This window comes from Lysobacter sp. DMC104, from assembly GCF_056313665.1.
On record NZ_JBQUZW010000002.1, the window covers coordinates 64,555 to 89,285 of the forward strand.

The 24,731-nt window shown below is 69.9% G+C and carries 22 protein-coding genes and 1 tRNA gene; 5 read left to right on the top strand and 18 right to left on the bottom strand.

The window, feature by feature from the left end; all coding sequences use genetic code 11:
- Nucleotides 1-90 precede the first annotated feature (90 nt).
- Nucleotides 91-3,174 (top strand): TonB-dependent receptor, encoded by a 3,084-nt coding sequence (locus tag ACT53R_RS03175; RefSeq protein WP_476170391.1) that lies wholly within the window; start codon nucleotides 91-93, stop codon nucleotides 3,172-3,174.
- A gap of 114 nt (nucleotides 3,175-3,288) precedes the next feature.
- Here ACT53R_RS03175 and ACT53R_RS03180 read toward each other — a convergent pair whose 3' ends face one another.
- On the bottom strand, nucleotides 3,289-3,720 hold the full coding sequence (locus ACT53R_RS03180) for a winged helix-turn-helix transcriptional regulator (protein ID WP_476170392.1): 432 nt from the start codon (nucleotides 3,718-3,720) through the stop codon (nucleotides 3,289-3,291).
- A 113-nt stretch (nucleotides 3,721-3,833) separates the two neighbouring features.
- Between ACT53R_RS03180 and ACT53R_RS03185 the strand changes: the two genes are divergently transcribed.
- On the top strand, nucleotides 3,834-4,730 hold the full coding sequence (locus tag ACT53R_RS03185) for an NmrA family NAD(P)-binding protein (protein ID WP_476170393.1): 897 nt from the start codon (nucleotides 3,834-3,836) through the stop codon (nucleotides 4,728-4,730).
- 34 nt (nucleotides 4,731-4,764) lie between these two features.
- Here ACT53R_RS03185 and ACT53R_RS03190 read toward each other — a convergent pair whose 3' ends face one another.
- The 9 genes from ACT53R_RS03190 to ACT53R_RS03230 all read right to left on the bottom strand — a co-directional run bounded on the left by ACT53R_RS03190 (nucleotide 4,765) and on the right by ACT53R_RS03230 (nucleotide 12,580).
- On the bottom strand, nucleotides 4,765-5,127 hold the full coding sequence (locus ACT53R_RS03190) for a VOC family protein (RefSeq protein WP_476170394.1): 363 nt from the start codon (nucleotides 5,125-5,127) through the stop codon (nucleotides 4,765-4,767).
- Nucleotides 5,128-5,263: 136 nt separating this feature from the next.
- Nucleotides 5,264-6,355: a redox-regulated ATPase YchF gene (gene ychF, locus ACT53R_RS03195; RefSeq protein WP_476170395.1), complete on the bottom strand. Its 1,092-nt coding sequence runs from the start codon at nucleotides 6,353-6,355 to the stop codon at nucleotides 5,264-5,266.
- Nucleotides 6,356-6,438: 83 nt separating this feature from the next.
- The gene (pth, locus tag ACT53R_RS03200) at nucleotides 6,439-7,017 is read right to left on the bottom strand and encodes an aminoacyl-tRNA hydrolase (RefSeq protein ID WP_476170396.1); all 579 of its coding nucleotides are present in this window, start codon (nucleotides 7,015-7,017) and stop codon (nucleotides 6,439-6,441) included.
- Nucleotides 7,018-7,123: 106 nt separating this feature from the next.
- The gene (locus ACT53R_RS03205; RefSeq protein WP_476170397.1) at nucleotides 7,124-7,780 is read right to left on the bottom strand and encodes a 50S ribosomal protein L25/general stress protein Ctc; all 657 of its coding nucleotides are present in this window, start codon (nucleotides 7,778-7,780) and stop codon (nucleotides 7,124-7,126) included.
- A gap of 103 nt (nucleotides 7,781-7,883) precedes the next feature.
- A complete protein-coding gene (locus tag ACT53R_RS03210; protein ID WP_476170398.1) occupies nucleotides 7,884-8,843 on the bottom strand; it encodes a ribose-phosphate diphosphokinase in 960 nt (319 codons plus the stop codon).
- A 227-nt stretch (nucleotides 8,844-9,070) separates the two neighbouring features.
- Nucleotides 9,071-9,146, bottom strand: a tRNA-Gln gene (locus ACT53R_RS03215).
- Between the two features lie 97 nt (nucleotides 9,147-9,243).
- The gene (gene ispE / locus ACT53R_RS03220; protein ID WP_476170399.1) at nucleotides 9,244-10,167 is read right to left on the bottom strand and encodes a 4-(cytidine 5'-diphospho)-2-C-methyl-D-erythritol kinase; all 924 of its coding nucleotides are present in this window, start codon (nucleotides 10,165-10,167) and stop codon (nucleotides 9,244-9,246) included.
- A gap of 5 nt (nucleotides 10,168-10,172) precedes the next feature.
- Entirely contained in the window at nucleotides 10,173-10,835 is a 663-nt protein-coding gene (lolB, locus tag ACT53R_RS03225) for a lipoprotein insertase outer membrane protein LolB (RefSeq protein ID WP_476170400.1), read from the bottom strand.
- Entirely contained in the window at nucleotides 10,832-12,580 is a 1,749-nt protein-coding gene (locus ACT53R_RS03230) for a tetratricopeptide repeat protein (RefSeq protein ID WP_476170401.1), read from the bottom strand. The genes lolB and ACT53R_RS03230 overlap by 4 nt, the downstream gene beginning before the upstream one ends.
- 101 nt (nucleotides 12,581-12,681) lie before the next feature.
- On the opposite strand from ACT53R_RS03230, the gene hemA reads away from it, so the two are divergent.
- From hemA to ACT53R_RS03245, 3 genes are all read left to right on the top strand, one after another.
- A complete protein-coding gene (gene hemA / locus ACT53R_RS03235; protein WP_476170402.1) occupies nucleotides 12,682-14,046 on the top strand; it encodes a glutamyl-tRNA reductase in 1,365 nt (454 codons plus the stop codon).
- On the top strand, nucleotides 14,018-15,106 hold the full coding sequence (gene prfA / locus ACT53R_RS03240; protein WP_476170403.1) for a peptide chain release factor 1: 1,089 nt from the start codon (nucleotides 14,018-14,020) through the stop codon (nucleotides 15,104-15,106). The genes hemA and prfA overlap by 29 nt, the downstream gene beginning before the upstream one ends.
- Nucleotides 15,107-15,427: 321 nt before the next feature.
- On the top strand, nucleotides 15,428-15,931 hold the full coding sequence (locus tag ACT53R_RS03245) for a pyridoxamine 5'-phosphate oxidase family protein (RefSeq protein WP_476170404.1): 504 nt from the start codon (nucleotides 15,428-15,430) through the stop codon (nucleotides 15,929-15,931).
- Nucleotides 15,932-16,231: 300 nt separating this feature from the next.
- On the opposite strand, the gene ACT53R_RS03250 is transcribed toward ACT53R_RS03245, so the two are convergent.
- The 8 genes from ACT53R_RS03250 to ACT53R_RS03285 form a co-directional block, all read right to left on the bottom strand.
- Nucleotides 16,232-16,624, bottom strand: a complete 393-nt coding sequence (locus ACT53R_RS03250; protein ID WP_476170405.1) for an ankyrin repeat domain-containing protein — start codon at nucleotides 16,622-16,624, stop codon at nucleotides 16,232-16,234.
- A gap of 62 nt (nucleotides 16,625-16,686) precedes the next feature.
- On the bottom strand, nucleotides 16,687-17,463 hold the full coding sequence (locus tag ACT53R_RS03255; RefSeq protein WP_476170406.1) for a glycosyltransferase family 2 protein: 777 nt from the start codon (nucleotides 17,461-17,463) through the stop codon (nucleotides 16,687-16,689).
- A complete protein-coding gene (locus tag ACT53R_RS03260; protein ID WP_476170728.1) occupies nucleotides 17,460-18,671 on the bottom strand; it encodes a hypothetical protein in 1,212 nt (403 codons plus the stop codon). The genes ACT53R_RS03255 and ACT53R_RS03260 overlap by 4 nt, the downstream gene beginning before the upstream one ends.
- 72 nt (nucleotides 18,672-18,743) lie before the next feature.
- On the bottom strand, nucleotides 18,744-19,382 hold the full coding sequence (locus ACT53R_RS03265) for a polysaccharide deacetylase family protein (RefSeq protein ID WP_476170407.1): 639 nt from the start codon (nucleotides 19,380-19,382) through the stop codon (nucleotides 18,744-18,746).
- Entirely contained in the window at nucleotides 19,379-20,518 is a 1,140-nt protein-coding gene (locus ACT53R_RS03270) for a glycosyltransferase (RefSeq protein ID WP_476170408.1), read from the bottom strand. Before ACT53R_RS03270 ends, ACT53R_RS03265 begins: the two co-directional genes overlap by 4 nt.
- Nucleotides 20,515-21,861 carry a phenylacetate--CoA ligase family protein gene (locus tag ACT53R_RS03275; protein WP_476170409.1) on the bottom strand — a complete coding sequence of 449 codons (1,347 nt, stop codon included), beginning with the start codon at nucleotides 21,859-21,861 and terminating at the stop codon, nucleotides 20,515-20,517. The genes ACT53R_RS03270 and ACT53R_RS03275 overlap by 4 nt, the downstream gene beginning before the upstream one ends.
- The gene (locus ACT53R_RS03280; protein WP_476170410.1) at nucleotides 21,858-23,405 is read right to left on the bottom strand and encodes an oligosaccharide flippase family protein; all 1,548 of its coding nucleotides are present in this window, start codon (nucleotides 23,403-23,405) and stop codon (nucleotides 21,858-21,860) included. The genes ACT53R_RS03275 and ACT53R_RS03280 overlap by 4 nt, the downstream gene beginning before the upstream one ends.
- Entirely contained in the window at nucleotides 23,402-24,730 is a 1,329-nt protein-coding gene (locus ACT53R_RS03285; RefSeq protein ID WP_476170411.1) for an O-antigen ligase family protein, read from the bottom strand. Before ACT53R_RS03285 ends, ACT53R_RS03280 begins: the two co-directional genes overlap by 4 nt.
- Nucleotide 24,731: the final 1 nt, after the last annotated feature.

Consider the following 24,731-nt stretch of genomic DNA (forward strand, 5'->3'; position numbering starts at 1 on the left):
GCGGAGGGATTCACCGCGCCCGTTCGTCACGACAATTCGGGCTGGCGCATGCCGCGCCGCCATATGCATTCCGGGGACCAAGGGGAGACCATGTCCAGACCGTTCCGACTGTTGCTGCTGTCCGCAGCCTGCAGCCTCGCGCTGCAGGCCCATGCCCAGGGCTCGACCGGCCCCAGTGCGCCGATTTCGATCCCGGCCGGCGATCTCGCCTCCGCGCTGGACACCTTGGCCCGGCAGTCGGGCACCCAATTGGTTTACCGCACCGACCAACTGCGCGGCGCCCGCACCTCGGGCGTGCGCTCCGCCCCGGACGCCGATGCGGCCCTGCAGCGCCTGCTGCACGACAGCGGCTTCGTGTCGCGACGCGACGCCACCTCCGGCGCCGTGGTGATCGTCCGCAACGACACCCCCAAGCGCGCCCCGGAGCCGGCTCCGCAGTCGGAACCTTCCAGCGGGGGCGCCGCCGCGACGACGCCCCCGCCGCCGGCCCAACTGGAAAGCGTGCAGGTCACCGGTTCGCGCATCCCGCGCGCCCGGATCGAGGGGCCGGCGCCGGTGACGGTGCTGAACGCCCGCGACATTCGCGCCGGCGGCTTCACCTCCGTCCCGGAAGTGCTGCGCAGCCTGACCCAGAACAGCGGTGAGACCCAGAGCCAGCAGTCCGCCAGCGGTGCCGACTTCTCGCCGGGCGCGCAGCAGGTCGACCTCCGCGGCCTCGGCCCGAACCACACCCTGGTGCTGGTCAACGGCCGCCGCATCGCCGACTTCCCGATGCCGTTCCAGGGCCGCAGCAACTTCACCGACATCTCCAGCATCCCGCTGGGCATGGTCGACCGGGTCGAGGTGCTGACCGGCAGCGCGTCCGCGGTGTACGGCTCCGACGCCATCTCCGGCGTGGTCAACTTCATCCTGAAGAAGCAGGCCGACGGCACCACCGTCGACGTGCGCTACGGCGACACCACCCGCGGCGGCGGCGAATCCTACGACGTGTCGCTGGCCACCGGCTTCGACCGCGGCGGCCTGAACGCGGTGATCGGCGCCGAGCTGCAGGTGCAGCGCCCGCTGTGGGCCTACGACCGCGCGATCCAGGATTCCACCCTCGATGGCCCGACGGCGCGCTCGCAGGCGGCCCGCCGTGCGTTCCTGCGCACCAACTACGACGACGAATATCTCGATCCGGGCCAGGCCGCCTGCGACGCGGTGTCCTCGCTCAACCGCGGCTCGACCTACTACGCCTCCCGCCCCGGTTTCGGCCCGTACGACCCGGTGATCGACGACTACGGCCCCGGCTACTACTGCGGCAGCGACAAGGCGATCGGCTACGGCACCATCCTGAGCGAGCGCAAGGGCCTCAACGCCTACGGCGCCTTCAACTACACGCTCGCGAACGGCCACCAGTGGTTCGCCGACGTGCAGCTGGGCTACCACAAGATCGGCCTGTTCCGCGACGTGACGTCGTGGAGCTACCAGGCGCCGGACGGCAACGAGGACGGCTACTTCTTCAACCAGGCCACCGGCCAGGTCGAATACTGGCAGCGCCAGTTCAGCCCCGAGGAAATGGGCGGCCTGAACCGCGGCATGATCCGCAGCACGCAGAAGACCTTCGGCATCGCCACCGGCTTCACCGGCCCGCTGGGCGGCAACTGGGACTACGAGGCCACGCTCAGCCACTCGCAGTACCACGCCACCATCGGCTGGCCGCAGATCGTGGCGGCCGCCGCGAACGACCTGTTCCTCGGCCCGCAGCTGGGCACGGATCCGGACGGCTTCCCGATCTTCGACGCCGACCCGGCACGCCTGTACACGCCGCTGACCCGCGCGCAGTACGACGCGATCTCCGGCCGCAGCACCTACCACCCGACCTCGCGCACCGACACGGTCTCGCTGACCCTGACCAACGCCGACCTGTTCCAGTTGCCGGCCGGCCCGGTCGGATTCGCCGGCATCGTCGAGTTCGGCAACCAGGCCTACGACCTGCATCCCGACACCCGCGCCACCGAGTACTACTACTACAGCTGGAAGGACTCCGACGGCCACGGCAGCCGCAACCGCTGGGCGCTGGCGGGCGAACTGCGCGCGCCGCTGCACGAGACGGTGAACGCCAGCCTCGCCGCCCGTTACGACCAGTACCGCTACTCCGGCCACAGCGTCGGCAAGCTGACCTGGAGCACCGGTCTGGAATGGCGCCCGGTCGAGTCGCTGCTCGTCCGCGGCTCGTACGGCACCGCGTTCCGCGCCGCCGACCTGCACTACGTCTATGCCGGCATCGGCAACGACGAGACCTCGGGCATCGACTACTACACCTGCCTCAGCGACGACCCGGGCGCGACCGACTGCTCCGACTACGACGCCCACCTGATCCGCACCCGCCAGGGCAACCGCTCGCTCGATCCCGAGACCAGCACGTCGTGGACGGCCGGTCTGGTGTGGTCGCCCTCGCCCGCATTCGACGTGTCGCTGGACTACTTCGACATCCGCATGCGCGACCAGGTGCAGGACATGAGCGTCGGCGAGATCCTGCGCAACGAGGCCAGCTGCCGCCTCGGCGACCTCGATCCAGCCTCGCCCACCTGCGTCGACGCGCTCAGCCGCATCACCCGCGTCAACGGCGACCTGTACGGCATCTACGTCAACCCGATCAACGTCGCCCGCGAGAACACCAGCGGCGTCGACCTGAGCGCCCACTACAAGCTCGAGACCGCGGCCGGCGACTTCCGCTTCGGCCTCGACCACAGCTGGGTGCGCAGCCACGACTTCCAGCGCTACAGCGGCGACCCGGTGGAAGACGAGCTGGCGGTGAACAGCGGTTTCGACATCCCGCGCACCAAGACCAGCCTGTCGGTCGCCTGGAACCGCGCGCAGTGGTCCGCCGGCGTGCACGGCCAGCGCCTGGGCAAGCTGCCGACCTCGGATTCCTACGACCAGGTCTACGACCCCGCCGACGGCAACAGCGCCTGGGTCGGCGCGACCTGGCGCTGGAACCTCACCGCCGGCTACCGCATCAACGACGCGATGCGCATCGGTCTCGCGATCGACAACGTGTTCGACAAGATGCCGCCGAAGGACCGCACCTACACCGCCTATCCCTACTACGACGTGTCGTGGTTCGACTCGATCGGCCGCACCGTGTACCTCGATTTCAGCTGGAAGTTCGGCGGCAACGGAAGCCTCTGACCCTCCGGGTGACATCCCCCGCGCACATGCCCCGCAAGGAAGTGGACGGGCCCCTCCTGGACTGGGAGGGGCCTTTTTTTCGCCCGCGATCGGCGGATCGCGGCCAGCGGCGACTCAGTCCATCCGCGCCCGTGCGGCGAGGATTTCGGCCTGGTGTTCGTCGGCCCAGCGCACCAGGCCCAACAGCGGCACCAGCAGCGACTCGCCCAGCGGCGTGAGCGCGTATTCCACGCTGGGCGGCTTGGTCGGGAACACGGTGCGCGACAGCAGCCCGTCGCGCTCCAGATCGCGCAGGGTCTGGGTGAGCATGCGCTGCGAGATGTCGGGCACCGCGCGCCGCAGCGCGCCGAAGCGGTGCGGCGCAGCGGCCAGCGTCAGCACGATCAGCACGCTCCACTTGTCGCCGATGCGGTCGAGCACGCCGCGGACCGGGCAGGCTTCGTTCGGCTGACCGCCTTCGCGCCAGGCGTCCCAACCGCCGACGAGGGCATCGGCCACGGCGCGGGGATCGGGCGCGGAGACGGCAGGGAGGGTTTCGGACGACATGGGGTGGTTACCTCGAAGTGACCAGCGGCAGCGGAAGTGCCTGCTTGTCGCGGCGATTCCGGTTCCTATTATGCACATGGTCTCGATTCGAGACTTACTCTCGAAGCAACTCCATGTCCAAGCTCATCGTCACCGGCGCCGGCGGCCATCTCGGCCAGCGCGTCCTCTCGCACCTCCTCGACACCCTGCACGTCCCGGCCGGGGAAATCATCGCCACCACCCGCAAGCCCGACAGCCTGGCCGACTGGGCCGCGCGCGGCGTCACCGTCCGCGCCGCCGATTTCGACGACACGACCTCGCTGGCCACGGCCTTCGCCGGCGGCGACCGCCTGCTGCTGATCAGCACCGACGCCCTCGACCGCCCCGGACGCCGCCTCGAACAGCACCGCGCGGCCGTCGCCGCGGCCGAGGCCGCCGGCGTGCGCCACCTCGTCTACACCTCGATGCCCGAACCGGAAGGTTCGCCGCTGCTGATCGCCCCCGACCACCTCGGCACCGAACAGGCGCTGGCCGCCAGCGCCCTGCCCGGCTGGACCGTGCTGCGCAACCACTGGTACTTCGAGAACCTGTTCCTGTGGCTGCCGTCGGCCCTGCCCGGCGGGCAGTGGTACAGCGCCGCGGCCCAGGGCGGGATCGCCCACATCGCCCGCGACGACCTCGCCCGGGCGGCGGCGACCGCACTCGCCGATGGCCAGGACGGCAAGCGCGTCTTCACCCTGAGCGGCGCGCGTGCATGGACCACGGACGAGATCGCCGCCGCGGTCGCGCAGGCCACCGGCAAACCGCTGGCCGTGGTCCACGTGCCGGTCGAAGCGCTGGTGCAGGGCATGGTCGGCGCCGGCCTGCCGGAACCGCTGGCACAGGTCTTCGCCTCGTTCGACACCAACACCGCCGCCGGCCGCGTGGCGACCGTTACCGGCGACTACCGCGCGCTGACCGGGCAGGATCCGCGGCCGTTCGAGGACTGGCTGGCCGAGAACGCGCCGGCGCTCGCCGCGCTGGCGGGCTGAGCCGCGAACGCCATCGACACCACGTCGCGTCGCTTCAGGGCGCGGCGCCGGTGTCCTGGCCGATCCACAGCCGGTTGCCGTCGGGATCGTCGATGCGGAATTCGGTCATGCCGTAGAAGGTGGTGTGCATGTCCGGCACATCGAGGCCGCGTTCCCGCACCGCGCGGTGGTAGGCAACGATGTCGTCGGGATACAGGTACAGCACCGCGGCGCGATACGCGGGTGAGCCGGTGTTGATCGACTGGTCCAGCATGATGCGGCAATCGCCGCACGACAGCAGTGCCCAGCGCCAGTCGTCGTTGCGGTCGACCACGACGAAGCCGAGGCGCTCGTAGAAATCGATCGCCGCGGCCAGCGCGGCGACGGGCTGCATCGGGATGACACGATCGATCCGCACGGCGGCTCCGGCAGGGCGCCGACGGACGCCGGCCACGGCATTCTCGGCAGCGGCACGCAGCACACGCAAGCGCGAAGCCGCAAACGACACGCCCCGCGCGAGGCGGGGCGTGATCGGAACGCGTTGAAGCAGGACGTCAGACGTTGAAGCGGAAGTGCAGCACGTCGCCTTCCTGCACGCGGTATTCCTTGCCTTCCAGACGCAGGCGGCCCGCGTCGCGCGCGCCGGATTCGCCGCGGTACTTGATGTAGTCGTCGTAGGCGATGGTTTCGGCGCGGATGAAGCCCTTCTCGAAGTCGGTGTGGATCACCGCGGCGGCCTGCGGCGCGGTCGCGCCGGCCTTCACCGTCCAGGCGCGCACTTCCTTCACGCCGGCGGTGAAATAGGTCTGCAGGCCCAGCAGCTTGTACGCGGCGCGGATCACGCGGTTCAGGCCCGGCTCGTCCAGGCCGAGATCGGCCAGGAACGTGTCGCGGTCGGCGTCGTCGAGCTGGCTCAGCTCTTCCTCGATCGCCGCCGACACCGGCACCACTTCGGCGCCCTCGCCCACGGCGCGCGCGCGCACGGCGTCGAGGTGCGGGTTGTTCTCGAAGCCCTCCTCCAACACGTTGGCGACGTACATCACCGGCTTCAGCGTGAGCAGGAACAGGTCGCGCACCGCCAGCCGATCGTCGTCGGACAGACCCAGCGCGCGCGCCGGCTTGCCGCTGTCGAGGCCGGCGCGGATGCGCGACAGCACGTCGACGCGCGCCTTCGCGTCCTTGTCACCGGTCTTGGCCGAACGCTCGGCGCGCTGCAGCGCCTTCTCGACCGATTCCAGGTCGGCCAGCGCCAGCTCGGTGTCGATCGTCTCGATGTCGGCGATCGGATCGACCTTGTTGTTGACGTGGATGACGTCCGGGTTCTCGAAGCAGCGCACCACGTGGGTGATCGCGTCGACCTCGCGGATGTGCGCCAGGAACTTGTTGCCCAGGCCTTCACCGCTGGCCGCACCGGCGACCAGGCCGGCGATGTCGACGAACTCCACCGCCGTCGGCAGCACGCGCTCGGGCTTCACGATCTCGGCCAGCGCGCCGAGGCGCGGATCCGGCACCGGCACCACGCCGACGTTCGGCTCGATGGTGCAGAACGGGAAGTTGGCCGCGGCGATGCCTGCCTTGGTCAGCGCGTTGAAAAGCGTCGACTTGCCGACGTTCGGCAGGCCGACGATGCCGCATTTGATGCCCATGTGCTGTGTTCGTCCGGTTCGGAATGCAGACGTCGGCGGCCGGATTCGCGCCCGGCCGCCGACGTCTGGATTCAGTCACGCGTTCATTTCGGGGTGTGCAGCTTCGTCATCGCGTCCATGACGTTGCCCTGCACCGCCAGCGGCAACGCGGAAAGGGCGTCGTCGATCGCGCGCAGGATCAGCGCCTCGTCGTCCTTGCCCGGGCGACCCAGCACCCACGGCGTGACCTTGTCCTTGTGTCCGGGATGTCCGATCGCGACGCGCAGGCGGTGGAACTTGCCGTGGCCCAGCAGCTTGATGATGTCGCGCAGGCCGTTCTGGCCGCCGTGGCCGCCGTCGAACTTGAAGCGTGCGACGCCCGGCGGAAGGTCCAGCTCGTCGTGCGCGACCAGCATCTCCTCGGGCTCGATCTTCCAGTAGCGCAGCGCGGCGGTCACCGACTTGCCGCTGAGGTTCATGTACGTCGCCGGCTTCAGCAGCCACACGCTCTGTCCGGCGATCTCGGCCTTCGCGGTTTCGCCGAAGAGTTTGCTCTCCAGCCCGAACCGCGCCCCGCACTGCTGCGCGAGGGCGTCCACAAACCAGAACCCGGCGTTGTGCCGGGTTCTGGCGTGTTCGGGACCGGGATTGCCCAGCCCGACGATGAGGCGGAGGCCTGCCATCGGATCAGTCCGGTAGAGCGGCCTTCAGGCCGCTGCCCCGCCTCCGGAAGAGACGAAGCGGGCTGAAGCCCGCTCTACCGTCGAAGTCATCGTCGCGAGGCGACGATTACTTCTGGTCCTTCTTGGTGACCTTGGCAGCCGGCACTTCGGCGGCGGCCGGGGCATCGGCGGACTCGGCCTCTTCCTTGCCGTGCTTGGCGATCACGACCGCGAGATCGTGTTCCTTGCCGAGCTTCAGTTCCGGGATCGAGATGCCGGCCGGCAGCGCGATGTCCGAGAGGTGGATGATCTGGCCGACGGCCAGCGCCGACAGGTCGACTTCCAGATACTCCGGCAGATCCTTCGGCAGGCACTCGATCACGACTTCGTTCAGCTCGTGGGTGACGACCACTTCGGCCGACTTGCCGGCCGGGGACTTGTCTTCGTTGAGGAAGTGCAGCGGCACCGCGGTGCGCAGCGCTTCGTTCTCGTTCACGCGCTGGAAGTCCAGGTGCATGATCTGCTGCTTGAACGGATGGCGCTGCATGTCACGCAGCAGCACCTTCTGCACGTCGCCGCCGAGGCTCAGGTCGAGGATCGAGGAGTAGAACCACTCGTGCTGGCTGGCGAGCCAGATGGCTTCGTGGTCGATCTGGATGCTGACCGGCTTGAGTTCGCCGCCGTAGACGATGGCGGGGATCTTGGCGGCATGGCGAAGGCGGCGGCTCGCACCCTTCCCTTCGTCCGTGCGGCGTTCGACCTTGATTTCGTGGGTAATGGCCATTGGACAACTCTCTTGCTTGCGAATGAACCGCCTCGCGGCGGCGATGCGACTCCCCCGCGACCAGGGGAGCCGGGTTCCGGCCGGAGCCGGGGAATGCGGCAGGTCAGTCCACGTAGAGCGAACTGACCGATTCGCCGAACGCGACCCGGCGGATCGTCTCGGCGAGCAGCTCGGCGACGCTGAGCTGGCGGATGCGGGGGCAGGCGCGCGCCGCGTCCGACAGCGGGATGGTGTCGGTCACCACCAGTTCGTCCAGCTGCGATTTGGTCACGTTGTCGATCGCCGGGCCCGACAGCACCGGGTGGGTGCAGTAGGCGATCACGCGCTGCGCGCCCTGCGCCTTCAGCGCCGCCGCGGCGGCGCAGAGGGTGCCGGCGGTGTCGACGATGTCGTCGACCAGCACGCAGGTCTTGCCGTTCACGTCGCCGATGATGTTCATCACCGTGGCGACGTTGGCGCGCGGCCGGCGCTTGTCGATGATCGCGAGGTCCGCGTCGTCGAGGCGCTTGGCGATGGCGCGGGCGCGGACCACGCCGCCCACGTCCGGCGACACCACGATCAGGTTGTCCGTGCCGTAGGCGCGCCAGATGTCGGCGAGCAGCAACGGCGACGAGTACACGTTGTCGACCGGGATGTCGAAGAAGCCCTGGATCTGGTCGGCGTGCAGGTCCACCGTCAGCACGCCGTCGGCGCCGGCGGCGGTGAACATCTTCGCCGCGACCTTGGCGGTGATCGGCACGCGCGAGGAGCGCGGGCGGCGATCCTGGCGGGCGTAGCCGAAGTACGGCACCACCGCGGTGACGCTGGCGGCCGACGCGCGCTTGAGCGCATCGATGATCACCAGCAGCTCCATCAGGTTCTCGCCGCTGGGCGCGCACGTGGGCTGGACCACGAACACTTCCTGCCGGCGCACGTTCTCCTCGATCTCGACCTGCACTTCGCCGTCCGAGAAATGGGAGACCAGGGCCTTGCCCGGGCGCACCCCGAGTTCCCTGCACACGGCATCGGCCAGGGGCCGGTTGGCATTGCCCGAAAAGATCAACAACTGACGATCGTCCTGCATGGGGGTGCTCCGCTTCGCTCTGACCTTGGCGGTGGAAGGGGCAGACACCGGACGTCCGGTCCGATTTCCGCTTCGCGTCGCGGGCGAACCCGCGTTCGGCGCTGTTGCGCCTCGCGCCCGCGCTTCCCGCCGCGGACGATCGACTACCTGCGACTACCTGACAACCGACTGCGAACGAACGACTGCGAAGGACCGATGGACATTCCGGCGGACCGGGTGAAACGGGATGGCAGGGGCGGAAGGATTCGAACCTACGAATGCCGGGATCAAAACCCGGTGCCTTAACCACTTGGCGACGCCCCTCCGGAAGGTTTCGCGACAGTCGTCCGGCCCGCCCTCGCGGAGCACGTCCGACGGCATCGCGCACCGCCATGCCGAGGAAGCCATGGCCGCCCCCGTGTCAGCGGGCGTTCGATGCCTGCGTTTCGAGCGCATCCAGCAACGGCGAGCGCGGCGCACCGGCGGCGATCCAGGCGCGTTGGCCCGGCGACAGCCGTGGCGTCAGCGCGTCCAGCGCGTTTTCGGCGGATCCGCGGTCGGCGAATTCGACGAAGCACACGCTGCCGGAGCCGGTCAGACGCGGCGTGCCGACGCTGCGCAGCAGCACGAACGCGGCCTCCACGGCCGGTTCGCGGCGACGCAGGACCGGCTCGAACGCGTTGCCGAGCGCCTGCCCTTGCAGGAATGGGTCCGAAACGAAGTCCGATATTGTCGCGGGCGCCGCATTGCGCGTCAATTCAGGGGCTTGGAACAGACCGGCGGTCGCGGCATGCACGCCCGGCGCCAGCAGCAGATACCAGGCCGGCGGGAGGTCCAGCGGGGTCAGGCGTTCGCCCAGCCCCTCGGCCCAGGCATTGCGGCCGCGGACGAAGACCGGGACGTCGGCGCCGAGTCGCAGACCGAGGTCGGCCAGGGCGTCATCGCCCAGAGCGCAGCCCCACAGTCGGTCCAGCGCCCGCAGCACGGTCGCGGCATCGCTGGAACCACCGCCCATGCCGGCGCCCGTCGGCGTGCGCTTTTCGACGACGATGTCGGCGCCCAGCGTCGTGTTCGACGCCGATTGCAGAGACTTGGCAGCACGCACGGTCAGGTCGTCGTCGGCCGCGACGCCCGGCACCGACGGGCCGTGGCGGACGATCCGGCCGTCGTCGCGGACCCGCAGGCGCAGGGTGTCGCCCTCGTCCAGCAGCCGGAACACGGTCTGCAGCAGGTGGTAGCCGTCGTCGCGGCGACCCACGATCCGGAGAAAGAGGTTCAGCTTGGCGGGGGCCGGCCACACCGACCAGCCGTCGGCGTCGGGGACCGGGGAGAGATCGTCGGACATCGGGCTCACGGCGCGGCGAAGGTCCAGTCCTCGATGACCAGCCGGACCCGGGCGACGGCGGCGCCGTCGCGGCGCTCGGCCTCGATCTTCGCCGGCAGGTCAGGGCCACCCGCCGCGCCGGGACGCCAGCCGGTGTAGCGCACGGTCCAGCCAGCCTGCTCGAAGCGCGCCGGACGGCCTTCGGCGTCGTGGACCAACCCGGTCATCGGCACCACATCCGCCGGCATGCCGCGCACCCAGTCGCCGATCTGCTGCAGCGGGACCTGCCAGCCGGTGGTTTCCAGCAGCAGCGACTCGGCATCCTCGCCCTCGCGCGGACCGCCTTCGAGACCGTCGATGCGACCGGATTCGAAATGCAGGTCGCCGCTGAGCCGCCAGCTCTGGCGGGTGATCGGCGCGCTCAGCGCGATCTCGTAACGGCGGGCGTCGTGCTGCTGCCACTCGATGCGGCCGTTGCCGCCGCGGCCGCCGCTTTCGATCGCGGCCCGGCCCGAGAACGCCCAGGCCGGATATGCGGCCCACCACGCCTGCCGCATCGCATCGGCGGCGGTGATCACTTCGGCCGTCGGCGGCGCGTGGACCGTCTCCGCCGTGGTCGCGCAGCCAGCGAGCGCCAGCGCGAGCAGCGCGCCGGCGGTGCGGATCGAAAGATGGCGTGCGCCGCTCATGCCGCAGGCTTGGCGGGCGCCGGCGGCAAGGTCGCGCCGGTCGCTTCCAGCGCACGTTGCAGTGAGCGGCTCTTCGGGTCGATCTCGCGCGCCTCGGCGAAATACTTCATCGCCTCGTCCTTGCGTCCCAGCTTCCACAGGACCTCGGCCACGTGCGCGGCAATTTCGGCGTCCTTCTGCTTGGTGAAGGCGCGACGCAGTTCGACCAGCGCTTCCTCCGGCTTGCCCAGCCGATAGAGCACCCAGCCGTGGCTGTCGATGATCGCCGCGTTGTCCGGCTGCGCCGCCAGTGCACGCGAGATCAGCTCCAGCGCCTCGCGGTAGCGGTCGGTGCGGTCGGCGAGCGTGTAGCCGAGCGCATTGAGCGCGCTGACGTCGTCGGCGTCGATCGCGAGCACGCGGCGCAGGTCGGCCTCGGCGCGGGCGATGTCGTCGCGGCGCTCCCACATCAGCGCGCGGGCATACAGCAGTTGGAGCTCATCGGGGAACGCGGCCAGACCGCGGGTGAAGGCGTCGAGTTCGCCGGCGGCGTCGTTGTCGTCCAGGCGCAGCTCGGATTCGACGAGGTAGGCGTCGCGCTGCGTTTCCTCGGCAGCGGAGGCGTCCGACTGGAGTTCGCGCAGCCGCGCATAGGCCTCGTCGGGGCGCTTGAGCTTGTGCAGCACGCTCGCGCTGCGCAGGCGCGCCTGCCAGCGCTGCGGGCCGCCGGGCACGCTGGCGTACCAGTCCAGCGCCTGCGGGTACTGTTCCATGTATTCGGCGATCTGGCCCAGCAGCAGGCGGCGATCGGGATCGGGCGCCGCGGAGTCGCGCTTCAGTTCCTCGTACACCTTCGCGATGCCGGCCTTGTCCTCGGCCTGGGCGAGATAGGCGGCGCGCAGGGTGTAGCTGCGGTCGCTCTGCGGGCCTTCGGCCAGCACCGCGGCGGCGCGCGGGTTGTCGCCCATCGCGCCGTATTCGCGGGCGACGGCGGCACGCAGTTCGGGCGTCGCCCGCGGCGCGGCCAGCAGCGTGTCCAGCACCTTGCGGGCCTCGTCGTCCTTGCCCGCCTCGCGCAGCTGGCTGGCCTGGAGCAGGCCCACCGCCGGTTCGTCGGGGAAGCGCGCGATCACCCGGTCGACGATCTTCGCCGCGAGATCGTCGCGCTGGAGCTGCTGCGAGAACTCGCCGAAGGCCAGCCACGCATCGAGGCGATCGGGCACGGCGTCGAGCAGGCGGCCGAGCAGCCGGCCGGCGAGTTCGGGATTGCCGGAGCCGGCGTCCAGCGCCAGCAGCACATGGCGCCAGCCGTCCGGGTCGGGTTTGGCGCCGCGCTCGCCGCGCATCAGACCGTCGAGCAGGCGGAAGGCGGTCCGCTCGTCCTTGCGGCGCAGCGCCAGACCGGCTTCGGCGGCGCGGATCGCCGAGGTCGGCGCCCCGGCGCGGGCCCGCCAGAGTTTCAGCGCGGCGGCGGCGCTGGCATCGTCCTTCGCGAGCATGGCGATGCGGGTGGCGCGTTCGGCCAGCACGGCGTCACCGTCGGCGGCACGGGCGGCCTGGAGATACCAGCGCGAGGCCTCGTCGAGCTTGCCGGCCTGCAGCGCGTATTCGCCGGCCATCGCCGGCGTCAGCGGATCGGGCGCGACCGCCGGCGGCTTCGCGAACGCGGCCCCGGTCGCCAGCGCGAACGCCAGGCCCAACCCCGGGAGCAGCGACGCCGAATGCGGGCGGCGCGACGAAAGTGGCAGGCGGAAACGTGGGGGCATCGGCGGGACGGCCGTACACTATGCGGGATCGCCAGCTTACCCGAACCGCCTGAACGGACCTGCCCAGGCCGTCCTGCCCCTGTCGTCCTGCCCCAGTCGTCATGTCGCATCTCGTCGCCCTCGGACTCAACCACCAGACCGCGCCGGTGTCCCTGCGCGAGCGGGTGGCGTTCTCCGAACACACCCTGCCGGCCACCCTCGCCGCCCTGCGCGCGCTGCCCGGCGTGGAGGAAGTGGCGCTGCTGTCCACCTGCAACCGGACCGAGATCTACGCCCTCACCGGCGGCGACGGCGACGCCCTGGCCGACTGGCTGGCCGCCAATCCGCAGGACGGCGGCGGCACCCGCGCTCCGCTCGCGCTGCACGACTATCTGTATCGCCACAACGACGACGCAGCCGTGCGCCACCTGTTCCGGGTCGCGACCGGGCTCGACTCGCTGGTGCTGGGCGAGCCGCAGATCCTCGGCCAGGTGAAGCAGGCCTGGTCGGCCGCCCGCGGCGCCGGCACGCTGGGCAACCGGCTCGACCGACTGTTCCAGCAGGCCTTCGTCACCGCCAAGCGCGCCCGCACCGACACCCGCATCGGCGCGAACCCGGTGTCCGTGGCCTCGGCCGCGGTGCGCATGGCCGAGGAAACCTTCGCCCGACCGGCCGACAGCACGATCCTGCTGATCGGCGCCGGCGAGACCATCGAACTGACCGCACTGCACCTGGTGCAGGCGAAGGCGAAGCGGCTGCTGTTCGCCAACCGCACCCTCGCCCACGCCCAGGAGCTGGCGACCCGCCACGGCGGCGTCGCACTGCCGCTGACCGAACTCGACAAGCACCTGGCCGAAGCCGACATCGTGTTCTCCGCGACCGCGGCGCGCGATCCGATCCTGCACCGCGCCGAAGTCGCCGCGGCGCTGAAGCAGCGCCGGCACCGGCCGATGCTGCTGCTCGATCTCGCGGTACCACGCGACATCGCGCCCGACGTGGCCGAGCTGCAGGACGTGTTCCTCTACACCGTCGACGACCTCGAACGCGTGATCGAGGACAACCGCCGCAGCCGCCGCGAAGCCGCGGACGCCGCCGAGGCGATCGTCGAACTGCAGGTCGCGCGATTCGTCGAGACGCTCGCCGCCAGCGCGCACCACGGCACGCTGAAGTCGCTGCGCGCGCACGGCGAGGCCGCACGCGACGAATCGCTGGCGAAGGCGCGGCAACTGCTCGCCGCCGGCCGCGACCCGGCGGAAGTGCTCGAACAACTCGCGCACACGCTCACCAACCGCCTGCTGCATGCGCCCACCACGGCCGTGCGCGAGGCGGCGATCAACGGCGACGTCGACATCGTCCGCGCCGCCGAACGGCTGTTCCCGCATCGCGCGCCGTCGCACACGGCACTGTCCGATGCGGTCGACCGCCAGTTGCATCCCGACCACGCCCGCCAAGCCCGCGATGACGCCGACCCTGCGCCGCAAGCTTGAAGCGCTGGCCGAGCGCCGCGAGGAAATCGAACGCCTGCTCGCCGATCCGGCGACGGTCGCCGATGCCGCGCGCTATCGCGGGCTGATGCGCGAGTTCGCGCAGCTCGAACCGATCGCCAATGGTCTGGCCGAAGAACGCCGCGCCCGCGCCGACCTCGCTGCGGCCGAGGCGATGCGCGGCGACGCCGAACTCGCGGAACTGGCCGAGGAAGAGATCGCCGCCGCGCAGGCGCGCCTCGTCGCACTCGACGACGCACTGATGGCGCAACTCGTGCCGAAGGACGCCCGCGACGATGGCGGCCTGTACCTCGAAGTGCGCGCCGGCACCGGCGGCGACGAAGCCGCGATCTTCGCCGGCGACCTGTTCCGCATGTATGCGCGCTACGCGGAGCGACAGGGCTGGAAGGTCGAGGTCGAGTCCGCGAATCCCGGCGAGCACGGCGGCTTCCGCGAGATCATCGCCCGCGTCGACGGCCGCGGCGCGTACTCGAAGCTGAAGTTCGAGTCCGGCACGCACCGCGTGCAGCGCGTGCCCGAGACCGAGTCGCAGGGCCGCATCCACACCTCCGCCGCGACCGTGGCGATCATCGCCGAGGACACCGGCGAGGTCGACGTCGAGATCAATCCCGCCGACCTGAAGGTCGACACCTTCCGTTCGTCCGGCGCCGGCGGCCAGCACGTCAACAAGACCGAATCGGCGATCCGCATCACCCACGTGCCCACGGGCGTGGTGGTGGAATCGCAGACCGAACGCAGCCAGCACGCCAACCGCGACAAGGCGATGAAGCGGCTGAAGGCGATGCTGGTCGAAGCCGAGGCCGAGAAGCGCGAGGCCGCGCAGGCGCAGGAACGCAAACTTCAGGTCGGCAGCGGCGATCGCAGCCAGCGCATCCGCACCTACAACTTCCCGCAGGGCCGCATCACCGACCACCGCGTCGAAGGCCTGACCCTGTACGACCTGCCGAACATCATGGAAGGCGGCATCGATCCGCTGATCGAACGCCTGTCGCGCGAGCACCAGGCCGACGCGCTGGCGCAGCTGACCGCGCAGGGCGGCTGAGCCTCCCCACCCCGCTTTATGTAGGAGCGACGTGAGTCGCGACAGGCAACCGCAGCGCTTTCCGCAGCCCGGTCGCGACTCACGTCGCTCCCACAGAAAAGCGATGCCGGACCCGCGCAGGCTGAACATTTCCCGCGCAATCACCATGCAGGATGCGTGATCGCGTCATGCGCATCCGCGCGTCGCGCACGACCACGCAGCGCAATCTGAGCACACTCCCAATGAAATCGGGCGTTCGCGCCATCCATGCGCATCGAACGACATTCCTGCGGCACGGCGTGCCTAGGATGCGGCCACACCGCCCTTCCACGGAGATGCCCCATGTCCGCACAACCCCACGATCTCGCGCCGCTGCGCGCGATGCTGAAGTCCCTGCCGATCGCGATGTTCAACACCGTCGCCCACGACGGCAGCGTGGTCGCCCGCCCGCTGCAGACGCTGGACTTCGACGAAGCCGGCGTGCTGTGGTTCGCCACCGGCCTCGACAGCGAGAAGGCCACCGAGATCCGCGCCCGTCCGCACGTCGGCCTGTCCTTCGCCGACCACCATGCCAACAGCTTCGTGTCGATCTCCGGCCCCGCACGCCTGGTGCATGACCGCGAGAAGATCGACGCACTCTGGTCGCCGGCGATGTCGATCTTCTTCCCGCAGGGGAAGGACGATCCAAACCTCACCCTCATCCGCGTCGAAGTCGAACGCGCCGAATACTGGAACGGCCCCGGCACCCTCGTCGGCAAACTCATCTACCTCGCCGCGGCCGCGATCACCGGCAACCCCGGCGTGATGAGCGAGAACGAGATCATCGTGCCGAGCGCTGTGATCTGATCGACGGGAATGTCTCGCCAGCAGAGCCGTGAATCCATGCTCTGCTGCGGGATGTTCAATCGATCATTCCGCAACCAAGTCGTTCCGATCGGCGATCACGCATCGGCTTGGCAGCCATGCACAGGCGTGATCATCGACCTCGACAGATGCGCCACCGCTGAGCCGGGACAGCGGCCCGGTGTCGAGTTGAACACATGAGGACTGAAGCAAATGCGTGCAATGCGCCTCGCGGACAAGGCGCGCAGGCCGGGGCGCACGCAGTCCGCGCTCTCGGCCTTCACCGGCGCATGCGCGCCGCACTCATGTGTCGCGGGAACGCCTGATCTCGCGGAGGATTTCGGCGAACTCGGCCCGGCCTTCCATCAACGTGATCGCGCTGTCGTCGTAGTCGGCGAGTTTTTCCGGGTCCGCACCATGCGCCAAAAGCAGCTTCGCGACCTCGGGATGCCGCCACTTGATCGCATAGTGCAGCGGCGTGTACCCGCAGTCGCCTGCCACATCGATGTTCGTCACGAAAGGCAGGATCATTTCCAGCAGATCAAGATTGCCGTCCAACGCGATCACATGAAGCGGGGTATCGCCGTCCGAGCACGGGCTTTCTGGCGCGACGATTTCGCAATCCTCGAACATGGCCATCTCGCGGAATTCCGCGAGCAGATCCTGGAGCACTGCGTTGTTCTTGTCTGCATTCATCGGAGCATTGATTCATCGGCTCTGCATCGCGATCGAATGTAACCGACCGCCAGCAGGCATCATCAAACCATCGATTGGCGCCGCTTCGCCACCGCGATCGCCGCATAGTGCGCGAAGTACCACGCCGAGCGCACGCGCCCCAACTGCTCGACGTTGCGATAGATGTTCCACTGCCACTGCGCGGCCTTGCGCTTGTCGGCAGAGAGTGATCCGTCGCGCACGAGGTAGTCTGCCAGCGGCTCGTCGGTGGGCACGCGATGCGCGCGACCGGCCTTGCGCACCATCGACAGCCAGAACACGTAGTCTTCGTGGCCGATCTTCTCGAAGCGGCCGTCTCCGATCGCGCGGTCGTAGAGCCCGGTGAGGTTGCCGATGCGGTTGCTCTTGAGCATGTCGGCGTAATCGACTTCGGCCGGCGGCCGCACGATCGACAGTGTCGCGTCGCGCGCATCGAAGCGGCGGTAGGCGGTGTAGCCGATCGTCGCGCCGGTGGCGCGCAGGTGCGCGAGCTGCATCCTGAGTTTCTCGGGACGCCAGCGGTCGTCGCTGTCGAGGAACGCGATGTGCGTGCCGGTCGCGGCTTCCAGACCGGCGTTGCGCGCGGCGGCGACGCCGGCGTTGCGCGCCTGTCGGATCGGCACGACGCGCGGATCGCGTGCCGCGGCCTCGGCGATCATCTCCGCGGTCGCGTCGGTGGACGCATCGTCGATGACCAGCAGTTCGAGGTCGGCGTGGCTCTGCGCCAGCACCGAGGCCATGGAGGCGTACAGCGTGGCCGCGGCGTTGTACGCCGGCATGACGACGCTGACCTTCGCCAAGCCGACCTGCGCCGTGCTCATGCCGACGGCGCCTGCGCAGCGCGCTCGCGTGCGGTACGGCCACCCGCCCACGAAGCGCGCGGCGGCGGCAGCAGGTAGTCGCGATACTGCCCCGGATCACCGGTCTCGCCGGCTTCCGCGGCCTTCACGATGTTGTAGACCTCGCGTGCGGTCACGTAATGCAGCACGTGGCGCTTGCCGTCGTTGTAGGCGCGTTCGAGGTAGTCGTGCATCGCGTCGACCGGCGCGCCCAGCAGCGTGTCCATGTCGTGTTCCTGGGTGCCGTGGGTGTGGATCTTCACGAACACCCACTCCGGCCGCCCTTCGACGTGGATGCCGGTCTTCACCCACAGGTCGACGCGCGCCTCGGTCGGCGGGCAGTTGCGGCGGATGTCGGCGTTCTCGATCGCCGGCACCAGCCCCTTCTTGCGCTCGCGCCAGTTCAGGCCCAGCGGGCCCTGCACGATCATCAGGTCGCCCTGCGTGCCGCCGCCGACCTTCACCGGCACGCCGGTGTCGTGCGACTTCGGTGCTTGCGGATCGTCGGTGGCGTAGTAGATGCGGTTGGCGGTCGACGTCTGCGTGTCGCTGGGCGCCGACGGCAGCGTGAAGTCGGCGTAGCAGCCGAGTTCGCGCAGCAGGATCAGCTCGTTGTCGAGTCCGCACCAGCGACCGTCGGCGCGCGAATTGTCCAGGCACCAGTTGCCATGGATGAAGCCGAAGCGCAGTTGCCCGGTCTCGGGATCGCGCGGCAGCGCGCCGTGCCGCTCGTGCAGCACCTTGCAGAAGCGGCCGAGCGAGGTGCGGAAATTCGCCTCGGTGTCGTTGTCGTGGTGCAGGTGCACCTCGATCTCGCCGTAACCGTCGCTGCACAGCGCGGCGATCTTGTCGAGGTGCTCCTCGGCGTATTCCTCTTCCGGATAGAAGAAGCCGTGCTGCGGCGGACGGCCGTCGGCATCGCGATGCTTCTCCGCCATCGCGCGGTATTCCGTGCACCAGCGATCGACGCGGCGACGCTGGGTGTCGAGGTCGCCACCCTTCCACATCGGTTCGAAGTGGTCGACGAAGCAGAACAGCACGTGCACCGGACCATCCGCGGGCGCCGCGGGGCGCGGGCGCAGGTAGTCGCGCAACCACAGGTGCATGTTGCGCCGGCGCATGCCGCGCAGCACCAGCAGCGCGGGCACCGCGGCGAGCGCGGCCGCAAGAGCCGCGATCCCCCAGGACATCGTCACGGGCGCCTCCGCATCGGTTCCGGCGTGGTCATGGCATCCCCCTTTTCGGTGCGTAACGTGGCCGGCTCATGCAACCGGCCGCAGCGGTTCGAAGGCGAAGCCGGCGGCCTTCCATTCGGGCAGCATCGTCTCCAGCAGGCGCCGCGACGCCTCGGCGTCGTCGTGCATGAGCAGGATGTCGCCAGGACGCGGCGGATGCCGGCGCGCGGAGTCGATCAGGGCGTCGACCGTGCGCCCGCTGTAATCGAGCGTGTCGTACGTCCAGTACGCGATGCGCGTGCCGTGGCGCAGGCAATCCAGCAGCAGGCCGCGGGGCAGCAGGCCGCGCGGCGGGCGGAAATCGTGCCGTGCAAATCCGTCGGCACGGGCCAGCAGCGCATCGGCGCGCGCGATCTCGGCACGCTGCGCGGCGACCGGCTGCGCGTCGAAATGACGGTGGTGCCACGAATGGTTGCCGAGCACGTGACCCTCGCGGACAAGGCGTTCCACCAGTTCCGGCGCCTGTTCGGCGCGATCGCCGATCAGGAAGAAGGTCGCGCGCACGTCGTGCGCGGCCAGCAGGTCCAGCAGCGGCGGCGTGTGCGTTGCGTTCGGGCCATCGTCGAAGGTCAGGTGCAGCACGCGCCGGCCCGTTTCGCCGCGGGTCAGGACCCAGCGATCCGGCAGCCAGCGCAGCAGCTGGAGTTTCCTTGGTCTCGGATTCACGGCAGGCGTCCTTCGTACAGTGCGTCGTAACGACGCATCATCGCGTCCACCGACGCCTCGCGCAGCGCCCAGTCGCGACCGGCCTGCCCCATCGCCGCGGCGGCATCGCCATCGCGCAGCAGCGACGCGATCGCCCCGGCCAGCACGACGTCGCTACCGGCCGCCACCACGCGACCATTGCCGCCGTCGCGCACGATCTCGCGGTTGCCGCCGACGTCGGTCGCGATGATCGGCAATCCCGCGGCGCAGGCTTCGAGCAACGCCATCGAATAGCCTTCGCTGCGCGAGGACAGCACGAAGACGTCGAAGCCCGCCAGCAGCGCATCCACGTCGCCGCGATCGCCGAGGAAGCGCACCGCATCGGCGATGCCGAGCGCCGCTGCTTCCGTCGCCAGAGTCTCGCGCAGCGCGCCGTCGCCGACCAGCACCAGCGCGGTGTCCGCCATGCCGCCGTGCACACGCGCGAAGGCGCGCAGCAGCGTCGACTGGTCCTTGACCGGATTGAGCCGGCCGACGGTGCCCACGAGGCGCGTGCCTTCCGGCAATCCCAGCGTGGCGCACAGCGCGGCGCGGCGCGCGGGCGTCGTCGGCAGGAAGCGTTCGACGCGGATCCCGTTCGGCACGGCGAGCAGCGCGCCGCGCGGCTTCACGCCGTGCGCGGCGAACAGCGCGCGCGCGGCCTCACAGACCGCGGCGACGGCATCGGTGCGGCGCATCGCGCGGCGGTACAGCCACTCCAGGCGACCGCGCGTCTGCGACGCGCCCATCCCGTGCCGGGTGTTGACGATGCGCGACAGCGGCAACCCCGTCGCGGCGAGTACCGCGTGGTAGTGCGCGTTCGCGTTATGGGTGTGCAGCACGGCGCCCGGTGCGGCGCGCAGCGCGTGGCGCAGGCGGCGCAGCGCACGCACGTCGGCACCGTTGCGCTTGCCGCAGTCGTGGAGCGGGATGTCCAGCGCCTGCAGTTCTCCGGCAAGCAGACCGGGGCGATAGAGGCAGATCACCTGCGGCCGATGCCCGGCCGCGCGCTGCGCGGCGGCGAGATCGACGACCATGCGCTCGAGCCCGCCACGCTCCAGCGTTTCGACCACATGGACGATGTCCGGCGTGCCGGCCGCGATGGGCACACGACTCACGATGGCAGCTCGCAGACGGTGACGCGATGCTTGCCGCTGGCGGTCAGCGCGATCCGGTCGACCTGCTCGAACTCGATCGCGATGCTGTCGCCGACCAGCTTGCGCAGCTCGGCGCGGACGGCGTCCTCGACGTGGGCGCCATAGCCCGCTTCGGGCACCAGACGCACCACCACCGCATCGATCCGGCGCTGTACCACCTGGTACTTGCTGAAGCCGGCGAGCCCCATCAGCGTGTGCACGAAGTATTCGCCGGGCAGCAGGCGACCGTCGGCGGTGCGCAGCGCATCGAGCTTGCGACCGTCGACCTTCGCGAGCTTCGGCAGGCCGCGGCCGCAGGCGCACGTCGTCTTGCCCGGCGTGCCGAGATCGCCGTTGAGGTAACGCATCAGCGGCATGCCGTCGTTGGACAGGTCGGTGATCACCAACTCGCGCGGACCGTCGACATCGGGGCCCGCATACTCGACATGCAGGTGGTCGATGTTGATGTGCAGGCCGTCGCGCGCTTCGCACTCGGCGGCGATCAGCATGACCTCGCGGCAGCCGTAGGTGTCGTAGGCCGGCGCGCCGAACACGCGCTCAATCGTTTCGCGCTGGTGCGGCATCAGCGCCTCGGCCGCGCCGAGCACGCGTTGCGGCCGATGCGGCGTGCGGCCGTGGCGCTCGATCCAGCGCGCCAGCTCGTACAGCGGCCCGACGTAGCCGATGATCGTCTCCGGCCGGAAGCGGTCGATGACGTCGGCGTATTCCGCCATGCGCCGCTCGTCCATGTCGAAGGCGTTGAGCATCCGCCGGTTGAACGCCGCGTGGTACAGCCGGTCCTTGAACAGCCCGAATCCGGCCGGCGCGGCCACCGGCGCGCCCCACAGGTAGACCGTGCGCTGGCCGAGGTGCGCACCGCTCCAACCGTAGCCGCGGTACATCACCGCGACCCGGCGCTCGTAGCTCTCGCGGGTGTAGCCGAAGCGCAGCGGCTCGCCGGTGGAACCGCCGGTCGCCTTGAAATACAGCGCATCGCGGCGCGAGGGCGCGATCAGCGCGTCGAAGTGCTCGCGGATCGTCGCCTTCGTCAGCACCGGCAGGCGCGCATAGTCGTCGCGATCGCGGATGTCGGCGGCGGCGGTCACGCCCGCGGCGCCCCACCACTGCCGGTAGAACGGCACATGTTCCCAGCAGTGCGCGATCAGCGCCTGCAACCGCTGCCATTGCAGCGCCTGCAGCTCGTCCAGCGAACGCCACTGATCGCGTTCGTAGGACTTGAGGTGGACGAAGGTGTCGCGCCGGCGCAACCCGGACTCGTAGGCCGGATACAGCACGTGGCGGAACAACGGTGCGTACAGACTCATGCGGTGATCTCCATGCGCGCATCGCCCCATGCGAACAGGCGCGCGAGGATGCGCGGGTGGCCGCGCATCAGCCGCGCGTGCAATTGCAGCATGTGCGCGATGTCGTTGCGCGACCAGCAGCGCAGCGCCAACGTCCACGGCAGGTAGGTCACCGCGCACGCCGCGCCCGCCAGCAGCGCGGCCATCGGCGACAGCCAGACGGCCAGCAGCGCCGCCGGCGCGGCCGCGCAGGTGCCCGCGAGCAGGATGCGTCCGATGCGCGCCCAGTCCGGCGACACGCCGCATTCGCGGATCGCGAGGGCGAAGCTCGCGATCACGTTGAACGCCGCGACGACGGCGAACGCGACCAGTGCGCCGCGCAGGCCGTCGCTGCGGATCAGCCACGCGTCGAGCACGAGCTTCGACAACCCGCAGGTCGCGATCAGGATCAGCACCAGGCGCTGGCGGTCGGCGCTGATCAGCAGGCTGGAGGCGCCCTGCGCCGTCGCCAGCAGCGCGCTGCCGGCGAGACAGATCGCGAACACGGTCGCGGCGCTGTCGTAGCGCGCGCCGTACAGCACGTGGACCAGCGCGCCGGACAGCGCGATGCCGAACGTCGTCAGCGGCGCGGCCAGCAGCGTGAGGTACGCCGTGGACGTGGCGAAGCGATGGCCGGCGACGGCGCGTCCCTGGGTCAGCGCGCTGGCCATCATCGGCAGCAGCAGCGCCGCGAACACGCCCGGCACCAGCGTCGCCGCGCCGCTGGCCAGCTGGTAGCCGACCTTGAACTGGCCGGCGTCGTGCGCCAGGCCACCGGCGTTGAGGAACATCACCTCGACCTCGCTGGCGACGACGAAGCCGACGGTGACGATCATCGTCGCGTACAGCATCTGCCGGCGGATGCGCGGCACGAGATCGGCGGGCAGCGCCGGCCGACGGTCGCCCGGCGGCAGCAGCGCCTGCACCTGTGTCCACGACATCGCATAGAACACAAGCCCCGACACCAGGAACACGCCGAGCTGCCATTCCACCGGCTTGTCGAGCCACGCCACCAGCGCCGCCAGCGCGAGGTTCAGTGGCGCGGCCACCAGTGCGACCCGCGCGTTGATACGGAAATCCTCCAGCCCCTTGGCGACGCCGATGTTGAACATGTAGCTGGCGCGCAGCGCGATCGAGACCACGAGGAAGGCGAACAGCAGGCGGTGGTCGAAGCCCGGCGCGACCTTCGATCCCGCCAGCCACAGCGCCAGCGCGCCGATCGCGAGCACCGCCGCCATGAAGGTGCGCTGCACGCGGCGCAGGTAGGCCACCAGCGGCCGTACCAGCGCCTCGCGGCCGGCGCCGCGCAGTTCGGCCACGAAGCGGATCGCGGTGGTGGCGGTGCCGGAGTTGGTCGCGGCCACGCCCATGCCGACCAGCCAGATCGCGGCCCCGTAGGCACCGAAGCCTTCGGGCCCGAGATGGCGCGCGATCACGATCGACGTGATCATGCCCAGCACGTATTCGGTGTACATCGCCACCGAGGAGAACAGCGTGTTGCGCAGGGTCCGTGCGCGCAAGTTCATTGCATCACCAGCAGGATCTTGACGACGATGTACAGGCCGACCGCGCTGGCCAGGCCGACCACCGGCCACAGCAGCAGATCGTCGCCCAATGCGAACGCCGGCAGCCCCGGGTCGCCACGGCGCTGGTCGGTGTATTGCGCGACCACCAGCGCCGACAGCAGATAGAGCACGATGACGTAGCTGCGGCTGAGGAAGAACGACGCGGTGAAGAAGCCGACGAGCGACAGCAGAAGCGTCATCGAGATCGCGCGGCCTTCGGCCATGTCGGCCTCGATCGCGTCGAGCTCGGCGAGGGCGCTCTCGGCATCGCCGTCGGCCGTCGGCAGGGCGTCGCTTTCCCAGGTCAGCTCGCCCAGCGGCCGCGAGCCGGCCCACATCATCCGGAAGCCGTAGATCACGAACGCCAGCCAGATCGTGAAGCCGATGATGCCGGTCTCGGCCAGCACCAGCACGAAGGAGTTGTGCGCGGTCAGCGGGTTGTAGTCGGTGTACTGGTCGGGACCGACGCCGAACAGCGGATGTTCGCGGAACATCTGCAGGCCCTCGAACCACGATTCGACGCGTCCCTGCGCCGATTCCTCCTCGGGATCGATCTCGCTGAAGCGCGACGGCAGCGCCAGCAGCACGCCGACCGCCATGACGCCCAGCGCGCCGGCGGTCATCAGGCCGCGGCGCTGCCAGATGAACACGCCCATCACCGCCAGCAGCGCGAGCAGCGCGCCGCGCGAATCGGTGAGGTACACGCCATAGACCAGCACGCCCAGCGCCACCGTCCAGAACAGCCGGCGCAGGCCCATCAGGCCGCCGCGGCTGCCGAGGTACGCCGCCATCGGCACGCAGGCCACGAACAGCATGCCGAGGTCGTTGGGATCGTTGAAGATGCCGACGTACTGGATGCGCGTGCCCTGCGACAGTTCGATCCCGGTCCAGCTCTGGCCGGTGGTCGCCTGCTCGATGCCGTGCACCGCGAGCACCGCGCCGCAGAAGGCGAACATCGCCATCACCTTGAGGATGCGACTGCGCCGGTCCAGCCCGTTCGCGAACACCACGTAGGCCAGCACGATCGGCGCGAACTTGCCGAACTGCTCGATCGCGCCGCCGACCCAGCCGTTGAACACGTGCGACATCAGCATCGCCGCGAAGAATCCGCCCAGCAGCAGGTACTGCGGCGCCTCGAAGCGCTTGTCCGGGGAAAACATCCAGAATCCGGCCGCGACCAGCAGCACCACCGGCTGCAGGGGCACGGTGGCGTAGTCGACCAGCGCCGGGTAGTCCTGGGGCCGGATCAGCACCAGCAGCAGATAGAGCAGCATCGCGATGAACATG